We start from the raw sequence: 12,309 nt of genomic DNA on the forward strand, positions 1-12,309 counted from the left end.
CCCCCAACCCCTGCGGCTCGCCGCGAGACGACACACCGCAGATCGTTATCTGGTTGTTACGTATCCGAGCCTACGGAAATCCGTGGGTCCGCCGCGGTGACCTCGAACACACAACATTCGGCACACCTCGATGATATGCCCGCACCGGCCGCCCCGATTCGGGCCGTCCACGCCGCGCGGTTAGCCTGAACGTCGAACTTCGCACCCCCGTGTTCAGGAGAGATGATGGCCGAATTCCTCTACGAGGACCTGCTGCCGATCGGTGAAGACCCCACCGAGTACCGGCTGCTCACCACCGAGGGGGTGTCCACCGTCGAAGGACCGGACGGCCGCACCTTCCTGAAGGTCGAGCCCGAGGCCATGCGGCTCCTCACCGAGACGGCACTGCACGACATCTCGCACTACCTCCGCACCGATCACCTGAAGCAGGTCGCGAGCATCCTCGACGATCCCGAGGCGTCGAACAACGACAAGTTCGTGGCGCTCGACCTGCTGAAGAACGCCAACATCTCCGCCGCCGGCGTGCTGCCGATGTGTCAGGACACCGGCACCGCGATCGTCATGGGCAAGCGCGGCCAGCACGTGCTCACCCCGGGCGACGACGAGGAGTCGATCGCGCGCGGCGTCTACGACGCGTACACCCGCCTGAACCTGCGCTACTCGCAGAACGCCCCCATCACGATGTGGGACGAGAAGAACACGGGCAACAACCTGCCCGCGCAGATCGAGCTGTACGCGGACACCGCGAAGGGCCACGAGAACTCCTACAAGTTCCTCTTCATGGCCAAGGGCGGCGGCTCGGCCAACAAGTCGTACCTGTACCAGGAGACCAAGGCGATCCTGAACCCGGACTCGATGATGCAGTTCCTCGAGGCCAAGATCCGCTCGCTCGGCACCGCGGCGTGCCCGCCTTACCACCTGGCGATCGTCGTCGGCGGCACGTCCGCCGAGTTCGCGCTCAAGACGGCCAAGTACGCGTCGGCGCACTACCTCGACGAGCTGCCCACCGAGGGTGCGATCACCGGTCGCGGCTTCCGTGACCACGAGCTCGAGAAGCAGGTCTTCGAGCTCACCCAGAAGATCGGCATCGGCGCACAGTTCGGTGGCAAGTACTTCTGCCACGACGTTCGCGTCATCCGTCTGCCCCGCCACGGCGCGTCGCTGCCCGTCGCGATCGCTGTCTCGTGCTCGGCCGACCGCCAGGCCAAGGCGAAGATCACCCCCGAGGGCGTCTTCCTCGAGCAGCTCGAGTTCAACCCCGGCCGGTTCCTGCCCGAGGTCACCGACACCCAGCTCGACGCCGAGACCGACGGCATCTCGGGCACCGGCAAGGGTGCCGCGGTCAAGATCGACCTCACCCGGCCGATGCCGGAGATCCTGGCCGAGCTGTCCAAGCACCCGGTCAAGACCCGCCTGTCGCTGACCGGCCCGCTGGTCGTCGCGCGCGACATCGCGCACGCGAAGATCAAGGAGCGCCTGGACGCCGGCGAGGAGATGCCGCAGTACCTCAAGGACCACCCGGTGTACTACGCCGGGCCGGCCAAGACCCCCGAGGGCATGGCGTCGGGCTCATTCGGCCCCACCACCGCCGGCCGCATGGACTCGTACGTCGAGCAGTTCCAGGCAGCGGGCGGATCGATGATCATGCTGGCCAAGGGAAATCGTTCCAAGCAGGTCACCGACGCGTGCAACACGCACGGCGGCTTCTATCTCGGCTCCATCGGCGGCCCGGCCGCGCGTCTGGCACTGGACTGCATCAAGAACGTCGAGATCGTCGAGTACGAAGAGCTCGGTATGGAGGCGGTCTGGAAGATCGACGTCGAGGACTTCCCGGCGTTCATCGTCGTCGACGACAAGGGCAACGACTTCTTCGCCCACACCGGCGAGGTCACCCTCACGATCGGCAAGCGACCCGGCATCTGATCCGCGTATCGAACTCCGAAGGCCCGGTGGAGCATCCGCTCCGCCGGGCCTTCGCGGCGTCCAGGCCCTCGATGCGATAGTCTCGTTCACGTGCCGCACGGGTAGCGGCGAAACCATCACCCATTCCGCGGTGTACGCCGCAGACACGGAGTTTCGTCATGCCCGAGATTCGTTCGTTCCGCCGAGGCGATCGTCAACAGTTCACCGATCTGGTCAATGTCCACCTCGGGGCCATCGCGCCCGGCTGGGCGATCTCGAGTGCCACGCTGCTGGCAAGCCTCGAATCCAACCCGACGCAGTACGTCACAGATCCGTGGGTCAGGTCTCGCTGGACACTGGTCTCGGTGGTGGACGACCGCATCGTCGCCGCGATCCACCTGCGCCGCTACGGAAGTGAGGGAAGCGTCTCGAACGACTATCGCGGAGCCGGGGAGATCGCCTGGTTCGTCCACCTGCCGGATCGGGCTGACGCCGCCGCTGCGCTGCTCGACGCCGGCCTGGCAGTCCTGACCCGGGACGGCGCAACCGCGGTTTTCGCCGACGGCGATCTGCCGACGCCGGTCACATACGGGATACCCGACTGCTGGCCGCACGTCGCGGCCACGCTCCGGTCGGTGGGGCTGTCCCCCGACCCGGCGAGCACCGAGATCGTCCTCAGCACCGATCTCGACTTACCCACGCCACACGATGTGTCGGCGCCGACGGACACAGTCGTGCGGACGGTCGGCGACCACGGCACCCGTTTCACACTGAAGGACGCTGGCGGCTACGTCGAGGTAGTCGAGAATCTGACCCGCGGAGGCACCCTGATGCCGCTCGACGGCTGGTCCGAGCTCGCGGAACTCGTCATGGCGGACGACGCCGACCGCAGGGCCGACGACCTGATCGCGCATGCCTGTGCGTGGTTGCGGCGGGCCGGCTCCCGGCACCTGCTCACCTCGGTCGGTGCGGCCGACATCGCCGACCGCGCGTACTTCACGCGACTCGGCTGGCAGCCGCTCGTCACGATCGAACGCGGCTGGAAGCTCTAGAGCACGTACGGAATCAGCCGCTTGGTTCGGCGCATGTACTGCCGGTACGGCTCGCCCAGCCCGTCGACGAGCACCCGCTCCTCGTGCGGGATCCGCACCACGTACGCGGCCGCCAGCGCGAGCACCGTCAGCGGCGCGAGCCAGTTCGTATACGCGACAGTGAATCCCAACGCGCACACCAACGCACCGGTGTACGACGGATGCCGGATCCGCCGGTAGAGACCGGTGTCGATCACCGATTGCCCCGGCGCGGTCTGTACCTGGAAGGTGAACGACGCCCCGAGCTCGTGGACGGCCCGCAGCCGCAGGCCCTGCCCGGCCCCGGCCACCAGCAGGCCGATCCAGAAGCACCACCAGGCACCCGTCGTGATCACCGTCGTCGACACCAGCACGCTCAACACGGCCCCGCCGACGTACGCGACCATCAGCCCGAGCCCGACGGCGGGACCGGTCCACCCGTCACGGTGCGAGGCACCGCCGGGATGTGTGCGCCCGATCCGGTACTCGGAGAACAGCAACGCGGCGAAGGCGAGCGTCAGGATCACCGCCGCGGCCGACTCGGTGGCGAAGAGCGGCAGTGGCGAGTCGGCGCCGGTCACGGGCGCGGCGCCTCCCCGACGCCGATCGCGATCAAGGGATGCTGTGCGGGGTCTAGTCGGCCGAGGATCGACACCAGCGACTCCCGGTCGACGGCAACGCAACCGGCCGTCGGAGCGCCGTCCGCGACGTGCAGGAAGATCGCCGACCCCGCGCCGGGTGTGCGCGCGGAGTTGTATCCGATCACCGCGGCGTAGTCGTACACCGCACCGGCGCCGTACAGGTTCTCGCTGGCGGCGCCGGGGCTGACCGGCTGCCGCACGTGCGTGTTGTATCCGGGTGAGGCGGGGTTCGAGTCCCACCAGTCCTGCACATCGGTGCGAAAGTACGGCATCGCGGTGCCCGGATCGGGAAGCCGGCCGAAGGCGCCGGTCAGCGGGAACACGCCGGCCGGCGTGCGGGCCGCGAATTCACTCGCGGACCCGATCCCGTCCGCCCCGACGTGCGCGACGACCGGCCCGGCCACCTCGCGCCAGACGCCGTCGGCGCCCCGCGCCCACGCCGTCAGTTCCGCCACGGTCGACTCCGGTGTCGGCGCGAATACCGTGATGACCTGGTTCGAGGTTCCACCGAAGATGACGGAATCGACCACCGCACCCGCCCGCGGTGCTCCCACCAGCCCGAACGCCAGCGCGATCAACACCATCAAGCCGTTGGTCCACAGCCGATGCCACCGCCCGCGCCGGATCTCCGCCATCCTCCGAGTGTGCCTCGACGGCCCCCTCGCTGTGTTCCGATTCGCGAGGACGATACGTTCCGACGGTCTTCGGTCAGCTCAACGCGAGTCGGAACACGCCGTTCGACGCGATGTCGGTGAAGTACGGCGACCGCCCGTCCGGGGCGACCACGAGGCCGGCCAGCCCGGTCTTGCGACATACGAGTACTCCGACAGCATTTCCATCGGCCGGATCCGTGCCATTCTCAGGTGTTGCGACAGTACCGTCCTACACAAGAATTCTCCTTCAGCGCAAGGAGTTCGGAGCCGTCCACCGAGAAGGTCAGACCCTCGAATGCCAGGTTGTTCCCGATATCGATTCCGGGTCGAGACCCTTTTCCGGGTAGGGCCGGCCGCCTGCGTCGGTCAGCAGAGTGATCCCGGTGAACTTCGGGGCCGGCGCCGTGAACCTACCGCTCCCGTCGAGGCCCAGGTCGAGGGTGTACGCGCGGGCCGGGCCGTTCTGCGCACGATCGTCGCTCACGACGAGATAGCGGTCGGTGGCGGAGTCGTAGTCGATGCCGGACAGACCGCCCAGAGGCGTATCGAACGGATCGAGACAGTCAGGAACCTGCATGGTGGACAACTGCGTGACGAACAGGCCCTTGGAGATCGTGGGCGGCAACGGTGAACCGATCACCGTGTTCTGGTGACCGCCAAGGAACGTTCCAGTAGCTAATCCGTGCCGGGAGTTCCGGCGGCGTCGACCACCCCCGCCTCCACGGCGGCGGCGCGGTACGCGTGCGCGAGGGAGTCGACGGTGTCGTGGGCGTTGAGCCCGCTCGGGTTCGGCACCACCCACAACTCCGCACCCTCGAAACCGTCGGGCTGTCGACCCTTCTGCGCCGCTCGCACTCCGAACGCGGCCCGATAGGCGGTGATCCCGGCGATCGCGACCACCCGCGGGCGCGCCGCCGCCACCACCTCGCGCAGCCGCCGGCCGCCCACTCGCAGTTCCTCGGCGGTGAGCTCGTCCGCTCGGGCCGTCGCGCGCGCAACGAGATTCGTGATGCCCACGCCACGCCCGACGAGCAGATCGCGGTCGGCATCGGACATGCCGGCGGTGGGATCGATCGGCCGGTCGACGATCCCGGCCCGCAGCAGCGCCGGATAGAAGCGGTTGCCCGGACGCGCGAAGTGCGCTCCGGTGGCGGCCGTCCACAGCCCCGGATTGATACCCACGAACAGCAGTCGACATCCCGGACCGATCAGGTCCGGGACCTCCTTGTCGCGGAACGATTCGAGTTCGGCGCGGCTGAATCCCATGAGGACAGCGAACCGCACCGATCAGGTGTCGGCCAAACCGTCAGGAGCCCTCGTAGGCCGCGCGGATGACACCGATGTCGAGCTTGCGCATCCCGAGCATCGCCTGCGTGGCCCGCTGCGCACCCGCGGGGTCCGGGCCGCCGATGTACGAGCCCAGGGCGGCGGGAACGATCTGCCACGACACCCCGAACCGGTCCTTGAGCCACCCGCACTGGCTCTCCTGCCCACCGTCGGCGGTGAGCTGGGACCAGTAGTCGTCGACCTCGGACTGATCGGCGCAGCTCACCTGGAACGAGATCGCCTCGTCGAACGTGAACTCGGGCCCACCGTTGAGGATCGTGAACGCCTGCCCGTCCAGTTCGAACTCGACGGTGAGCGCCAGGCCCTCCGGTCGGTGCATGCCGGGGCCGTACCGGGAAATGTTCGAGATCTTCGAATTCTTGAACACCGAGACGTAGAACTGCGCGGCCTCCTCCCCGTCGGTGTCGAACCACAGGCACGGAGTGATCTTCTGCATGACATGGTCCCTTTCGACAGCCTGACGAATACGGGCCACCCAATACTCATCTATTCGGACGGCTTGTGCAGGGCAAACTCATCGGAGGGCCGTCATCACTGCGGTGACCAGGACGAGGAGCCCGATGTATCCGACCGCGTGGACCCGGTCCGGAATCCGCCCGATCGACCGTCGGACGATTGCGATCACCGGTAGGGAACCTGCCAACAGCGCCCCTGCTGCGGCCACGTCCACGAGCCCCGCTCGCAGCCCCGTCGACGACGCGACGGCCGTGGGGCCGGTGGTCGCGTAGACCACGGACGCCGCCAGGGCGACCGGCAGCGTCAGCAGGTTGGCCAGGCCTGTCGCGTCGATCATCGACATCCCTCGCCGCCGCAGAATCGGCACCGTCATCACGCTGCCACCGACTCCCAGAAAGCTCGCGACCGACCCGACCGCGACACCGCCGACCGTAGTCGCGGTGCCGCCCGGCGACCGCCGGTATGTCGCCTGCGCGACGAGGAAGCCGCGCCTGACAGACACGTCGACGATGGTGGCGACGAGGTAGACCACGAACAGCGCGTGAACGACCGCCCCGTCGACGCGTGTCGCCAGAAGCGCCCCGAGCAGTCCCCCGATTGCCAGGGCGGGTAGCAGCGTCGCCGCTCCCACCAGTCCACGTCCGCCGTTCCGGCGATACGTGGAGGTCGCGATCGTCGCATTGACCACCATCACTGCCGCGGAGGTCGCAACGGCTACGTGCATCGCCGTGTCCGCGGGAACCGTAGCCGACCGCCCGACATACCAGTACACGACCGGAACCGTGACGAATCCGCCCCCGAAACCGAAGGCGACGGTGGTGATCCCGGTGATGCACCCGAAGAAGAGAAGAACCGCAATACTCACGGATCCGACGCTACGAAGACCGCCTGGTGGCGCACAATCGATGATTTGCCACCCTCTATCGCAAATCCGCCAAAGTCCGGCGTACGGTTTCTTCGTGCGCAATGTTCCGGTCGACGATCTCGACACCACCGATCGCGCCGTTCTCGCCATCGGCACCGACTACCCGCCACGCCACCTACTGGATTGGCACAGGCACCGCCGCGCCCAGTTCCTCTTCGGCGCGTCGGGCGTCATGAAGGTCGAAACCGATTGCGGCACATGGACCGTACCGTCGGACCGAGCGGTGTTGATTCCGCCCCGCACCCGGCACCGCGTCAGGATGCTCGATGTCAGTACGCGCAGCCTCTACATCGAGCCCGGTGCGGCGCCCTGGTTTCCCCGGGCGTGCCGTGTCGTCGACGTACGTCCGCTCCTGCGGGAACTACTGCTCGCCGCGGTCGACGTCCCCCTCCGGTACGACCACTTCGGCCGTGACGGCGCATTGATGACCTTGCTCTTGCACGAGATCGCCGATACCGCCCCGCTGCCGTTGGAACTACCGTTACCCGGACACCCCGAACTTCGCGCACTGTGCCAGGCGTTCCTCGATGCCCCGGACATCCACGACCGGAACCACGCGTGGGCCCGCACATTGCACGTCAGTACCCGAACCCTCGATCGGATGTTCTCCTCGGAGACCGGGATGAGTTCGGCGAGTTGGCGTCGACGCGCCTGTGTCCTCGCCGCACTCCCCGAACTGGGAACGGGCCGCCCTGTCGCGGCTGTCGCGACCCGCCTCGGTTATGCCAGCCCGGCGTCGTTCACGGCAATGTTCACCAAGCTGCTCGGCACACCACCGAGCAGCTTCTCCCCCAGGTGACACGCTCGCTGATCGGCAGCACACGCCGGTAGATTGGACCGCGAACGTCACCCGCGAATCATCGATCGCCAGGGAGTTCACATGTACCACGTTCCCGACATGCAGGACCGGTACGTCGTCGTCACGGGCGCGAACAGCGGCACCGGCAAGGAGGCCACCCGTCGGCTGGCCGCCGCCGGCGCGCACGTCGTGATGGCCTGCCGCACTTCGGGCAAGGGCGAGGCCGCGTGCGCGGAGATCATGCACGACATTCCGCACGCGCAACTCGAGATCCGCCGGATCGATCTGGCCGATCTCGGCTCGGTCCGCGAGTTCGCGGCCGGATTCCTCGACGACGGACGCCCTCTCGACCTCCTGATCAACAACGCCGGAGTCATGTCGCCACCCGAGCGGTTCGAGACCGTCGACGGATTCGAGCTGCAATTCGGCACCAATTTCCTGGGCCCGTTCGCGCTGACCAATCTCCTGCTGCCGTTGCTGCTCGACGCTCCGGCTCCCCGGGTGTCCACGATGACCAGCGGCACCGCCCACTACGGGCGCATCAACTTCCGGGACCTGCACTCCACCCACCGGTACAGCCCGGCGATGAGCTATGCGCAGTCCAAGCTCGCCGACATGCTGATGGCGCAGCACCTCGCGAACGTCGCGGTCGAACGCGGTTGGAACCTGCTCAGCACCTACGCGCATCCCGGCTACACCCGCACAAACCTGCAGACCGCGGGCGCGAGCCTGGGCCGGGACCGGCCGCGGCACGGGATGTTCTCGGGCAGCGACCGCACGATACTGCCGTCCCAGGACGTCCAGCAGGGCACCGAACCCCTACTGTTCGCCGCGACAAGTCCCGACGCCGCGCAGGGCGGGTACTACGGGCCGGGCGGACGAATGGGACTGATCGGGCCGACCCGCAGGCTCGACCAGCCCCGCAGTTCCCGCGGCGTCGACCTCGCGCCGTCGCTGTGGGCGGTGGCCGAGAAGCTCACCGACACAACTCTTCTGTACTAGGACAGGAGCTCGGTCCGCCTAGACGTTGACAGCGTCACCGAACCGCGCAACACTGAACTAGATGGTTCAGCATTTGGATCTCGACGCCACGTTCGCGGCACTGTCGGACGGCACCCGTCGCGGAATTCTCGAACGCCTCACACAGGGGCCCGCCACGGTCAGCGAACTGGCCCAGAGCTTCGAGATGACCCTGACCGGGATCAAGAAGCATCTGGCACTGCTCGAGGCCGCCGACATGGTGGTGACCGAGAAGCGCGGCCGGGTCCGGCACTGCCGATTGGGCACCAACCCCCTTCGGCAGGAACTCGATTGGATGCTCGGATATCGCCGCGAGGTCGAGGCGCGGCTGGACCGTCTCGCGGCCTTCCTGGAGAACGACGACCCCAACCGAACGGAGAAGGATCGATGACCAGCCAGACATCCGCCACGACCGTCACCACCCCGGGCGAGCGTGGAATGCACATCGAACGCATCGTGAATGCGCCCCGCGACCGCGTGTGGGCCGCGTACACCGAACCCGAGCAACTCGCGCAGTGGTGGGGTCGCGGCCACCGACTCGACATCGAGAAGTGGGAGCTCGAGCGGGGCGGGCACTGGCGCTTCGTCGAGCACCACGAGGGCGAGAGCGCCGGCTTCGAGGGACGATTCGCCGAGGTCACCCCGAAGGACCGCATCGTGTGGTCGTTCGAATGGGACGGCATGCCGACCCACGTGTCCGTCGAGACCATCGACTTCGTCGATCTCGGCGACAGCCGCACCAAGCTGGTGTTGGACTCGATCTTCATGACGGCGGAGGACCGGGACGGAATGATCGAGTCCGGCATGGAGCAGGGCCTCAACGAGAGCTTCGCGGCCCTCGACGCGCTGCTCGCACGCTCCGCGTGACAAGACCCAGCAATCTTGGACGATCGTCCAGATAATTTTCGGCAAAACGCCGTATTCGACGAGCGGGTGACCTATATTTCGCTTCGATCACAATTGCTCGACGAAACCTTGGTCAGGGGAGAGTCCGCCATGAACCTCAATCTCATCTCGCTGTTCCCGTCACTGATCGGAACGATCGGGAACCTGGTGAACTTCGGCAGCACCTTCGAGTTCAGCTGACCCGACACTCGACGAACACCCCGGGATACTTCCCGGGGTGTTCGTCTGTCCGGAGTGCTTCTTCGACTACGTGCCCTTCACGTTGAGGATCTGCCGCAACTCGTGGCGGATCTCGACGAGGTCGCGGGCGTCGTCCATGACGATGTCGATGTCCTTGTAGGCGTCCGGGATCTCGTCGATCCACTCGGCGCCGTGCCGGTACTCGATCCCCTGCATGCGCTCGGCCAGGTCCGCGACGGTGAACCGCTTCCGGGCCTGTGTGCGGGAGAACCGGCGGCCGGCGCCGTGCGGGGCGGAGCACAGCCCACGCGCGTCGCCCTTGCCCCGGACCACGTAGGAGCGGGTGCCCATCGAACCCGGAATGACGGCGTCCACACCCTCGTGGGCGTCGACCGCGCCCTTGCGGGTGAGCCACACCTTCTCGCCGTAGTGCTCCTCCTGTTCGGTGTAGTTGTGATGGCAGTTGATCCGCTCGGCCTCCACCACCGACTGCCCGATCCACTCCCCCAGCACCGCACTGAAGCGGTCCATCATCTCGGCCCGGTTCAACAGCGCGAACCGCTGCGCCCACCGCAACTCCCGGATGTACCCCCAGAACTCGGGGGCACCCTCCGCGAGATAGGCGAGATCGCGGTTCGGTAGGTCGATATGCCATGTCCGGCACAACTTCTGGGCGATCGCGATGTGCTTCTGGGCAATCTTGTTGCCTACACCTCGGCTCCCGGAGTGCAGGAACATCCACACCCGATCCTGTTCGTCGAGGCACAACTCGATGAAGTGGTTGCCGCCACCCAGGGAGCCGAGCTGCTCGCGCCACTTCGGGGAGTGGGACAGCTCCACGCCGTCCTCGGCGGCCCGTTCCTCGAGCTCCGCGATCTTCGGTTTCGCGAAGAACTCCCCGAGGGATGCCGTGAGGTTGTAGTTGCCCGGGGACAGCGGGATCGCGTCCTCGATCCGCAGCCGCAATGCGTGCAGTGTCCGGCCGTCCGCGCCGGCCCGTTCGATGTCGGCCGACGTGAACTGGGTTCGGGCAGCGATCATTCCGCATCCGATGTCGACGCCGACGGCCGCCGGGATGACCGCGCCACGAGTGGGGATCACCGTGCCGACCGCCGACCCCTTGCCGCTGTGCGCGTCCGGCATCAGTGCCACGTGCGGGTACACGAACGGCATGGACGCGGTCTCTCGCGCCTGTGCGAGCGTGCTCTCCTCGACGTGACTGGCAAAGTTCAACAGGTTGCGGCCGTGCTCGGTGGGGGTCACTGTCTTCTCCGGTCGTGAACGATCGCGCGGGGATCGCCCGCGACATCGTCCGAATGATTGGTAGTCCCACCGTAGAGCGATTTCGGGACCGGGCAAGCGAATTACCGTCCGACGGCGTTCAATGGACCGGGACCGACGAGCGAATCCCGAGGACGGTGGCAGGCATGGCACGACACGACGACTGGTCACGCGACAGCGGAGCCGCGGCACTACGACGCCACGCCCCCGAGGTGGCGTCCGCAGTGGACCGTCTGGTCGCCCTCGTCCCGCCCATCGGCGACGGTTCCCTCGTCCCGCGGGCTCGCGCGCTGTGCGGACGGATGCTGTCGCTCGCACCACTACCGGCGCCCACCATGTCCCCCGGTCCGACGGACGCCGACGAGGCCGCGCGAGTCGCGCTCGAGTTCGCCGAACAGTTCGGCGTCGACGTGTCGATGATCGACGACACCATGCGCGGCGCGCTCGCGTCGGCGCTCGGCGACCGGACCGGCACCTTCGTCCAGTCGCTCTATGTCGCCGACTGGGTGCCGCGACTGCGCGCCGGGCTCGACGCGCTGTTCGAGAACGGCGCCCCGGACTGGGGCATGCCCACCGAATGGACCACCGAGGGCGAACCGTGGTCGCTGATCCAACGCACGCTGGTCGACGTCGCCCGGCTCCGCGAACTCGACCCGGTCACCACCGAGGTCGTGCGGCTGTATCAGGCCCGCCAGCACAACTGCCGGCTGTGCAAGTCCCTGCGTAACCGCACCGCGCTGCAGTCGGGCGGCGACGAAGCCGTCTACGCCGAGATCGACGACTACCGCGCCGGCGGGCTGTCCCTGCGCCACCAGGCGGCACTGGGCCTTGCCGAGGGACTGACGTGGCAGCCCGGCCGTCTCGATCCGCAGACGATCAATGCTGTGCGCGAGCACTTCTCGCCGGCCGAGTCGGTGGAGTTGGTGCTCGACATGATGCGCAACTCGTGCAACAAGATCGCGGTGGCGACCGGAACCGATCGCCCCAACGTCACCGACGGCGTCGAGATCTACGACGTCAACGCCGACGGCTCCGTGGACTTCGGCCTCACGCTGCCCTGCTGAGCGACCGGTGGACGCACGGCGCCGGCCGGCCATTGCCATGCCCCGCGTGCGGGAGGAAGGTGGGG

At 67.4% G+C, this 12,309-nt stretch carries 14 protein-coding genes; 7 read left to right on the plus strand and 7 right to left on the minus strand.

Features of this window, described 5'->3' with window-relative positions; translation table 11 throughout:
* The first annotated feature begins 225 nt into the window (after positions 1–225).
* Positions 226–1,923, plus strand: coding sequence for a fumarate hydratase (locus tag AC1RIF_RS00815; RefSeq protein ID WP_492599478.1), 1,698 nt, complete (start codon positions 226–228; stop codon positions 1,921–1,923).
* Between the two features lie 158 nt (positions 1,924–2,081).
* Positions 2,082–2,954, plus strand: a complete 873-nt coding sequence (locus AC1RIF_RS00820) for a hypothetical protein (protein WP_492599479.1) — start codon at positions 2,082–2,084, stop codon at positions 2,952–2,954.
* Here the strand turns inward: AC1RIF_RS00820 and AC1RIF_RS00825 are convergent.
* From AC1RIF_RS00825 to AC1RIF_RS00850, 6 genes are all read right to left on the minus strand, one after another.
* Entirely contained in the window at positions 2,951–3,553 is a 603-nt protein-coding gene (locus AC1RIF_RS00825) for a methyltransferase family protein (RefSeq protein ID WP_492599480.1), read from the minus strand. The two genes, AC1RIF_RS00820 and AC1RIF_RS00825, sit on opposite strands and share 4 nt — an antisense overlap.
* The gene (locus AC1RIF_RS00830; protein WP_492599481.1) at positions 3,550–4,248 is read right to left on the minus strand and encodes a L,D-transpeptidase family protein; all 699 of its coding nucleotides are present in this window, start codon (positions 4,246–4,248) and stop codon (positions 3,550–3,552) included. The genes AC1RIF_RS00825 and AC1RIF_RS00830 overlap by 4 nt, the downstream gene beginning before the upstream one ends.
* A 301-nt stretch (positions 4,249–4,549) precedes the next feature.
* On the minus strand, positions 4,550–4,906 hold the full coding sequence (locus AC1RIF_RS00835; RefSeq protein ID WP_492599482.1) for an esterase-like activity of phytase family protein: 357 nt from the start codon (positions 4,904–4,906) through the stop codon (positions 4,550–4,552).
* A gap of 35 nt (positions 4,907–4,941) precedes the next feature.
* On the minus strand, positions 4,942–5,532 hold the full coding sequence (locus AC1RIF_RS00840) for a mismatch-specific DNA-glycosylase (protein WP_492599483.1): 591 nt from the start codon (positions 5,530–5,532) through the stop codon (positions 4,942–4,944).
* A 40-nt stretch (positions 5,533–5,572) separates the two neighbouring features.
* On the minus strand, positions 5,573–6,049 hold the full coding sequence (locus AC1RIF_RS00845) for a VOC family protein (protein ID WP_492599484.1): 477 nt from the start codon (positions 6,047–6,049) through the stop codon (positions 5,573–5,575).
* 78 nt (positions 6,050–6,127) lie between these two features.
* Entirely contained in the window at positions 6,128–6,928 is an 801-nt protein-coding gene (locus AC1RIF_RS00850; protein WP_492600104.1) for a sulfite exporter TauE/SafE family protein, read from the minus strand.
* A 100-nt stretch (positions 6,929–7,028) separates the two neighbouring features.
* On the opposite strand from AC1RIF_RS00850, the gene AC1RIF_RS00855 reads away from it, so the two are divergent.
* From AC1RIF_RS00855 to AC1RIF_RS00870, 4 genes are all read left to right on the plus strand, one after another.
* On the plus strand, positions 7,029–7,793 hold the full coding sequence (locus AC1RIF_RS00855) for an AraC family transcriptional regulator (RefSeq protein WP_492599485.1): 765 nt from the start codon (positions 7,029–7,031) through the stop codon (positions 7,791–7,793).
* 81 nt (positions 7,794–7,874) lie between these two features.
* A complete protein-coding gene (locus AC1RIF_RS00860) occupies positions 7,875–8,795 on the plus strand; it encodes an SDR family oxidoreductase (protein WP_492599486.1) in 921 nt (306 codons plus the stop codon).
* Positions 8,796–8,856: 61 nt separating this feature from the next.
* A complete protein-coding gene (locus tag AC1RIF_RS00865) occupies positions 8,857–9,204 on the plus strand; it encodes an ArsR/SmtB family transcription factor (RefSeq protein ID WP_492599487.1) in 348 nt (115 codons plus the stop codon).
* Positions 9,201–9,680, plus strand: a complete 480-nt coding sequence (locus AC1RIF_RS00870) for an SRPBCC family protein (protein WP_492599488.1) — start codon at positions 9,201–9,203, stop codon at positions 9,678–9,680. The genes AC1RIF_RS00865 and AC1RIF_RS00870 overlap by 4 nt, the downstream gene beginning before the upstream one ends.
* A 285-nt stretch (positions 9,681–9,965) precedes the next feature.
* On the opposite strand, the gene AC1RIF_RS00875 is transcribed toward AC1RIF_RS00870, so the two are convergent.
* On the minus strand, positions 9,966–11,162 hold the full coding sequence (locus tag AC1RIF_RS00875; RefSeq protein ID WP_492599489.1) for an RtcB family protein: 1,197 nt from the start codon (positions 11,160–11,162) through the stop codon (positions 9,966–9,968).
* Positions 11,163–11,326: 164 nt separating this feature from the next.
* Between AC1RIF_RS00875 and AC1RIF_RS00880 the strand changes: the two genes are divergently transcribed.
* Complete coding sequence (locus AC1RIF_RS00880) at positions 11,327–12,244, plus strand: carboxymuconolactone decarboxylase family protein (protein ID WP_492599490.1); 918 nt, start codon at positions 11,327–11,329, stop codon at positions 12,242–12,244.
* The last annotated feature ends 65 nt before the right edge of the window (positions 12,245–12,309 follow it).

The sequence above is a fragment of the Prescottella sp. GW823-FHT02E09 genome, from assembly GCF_058797375.1.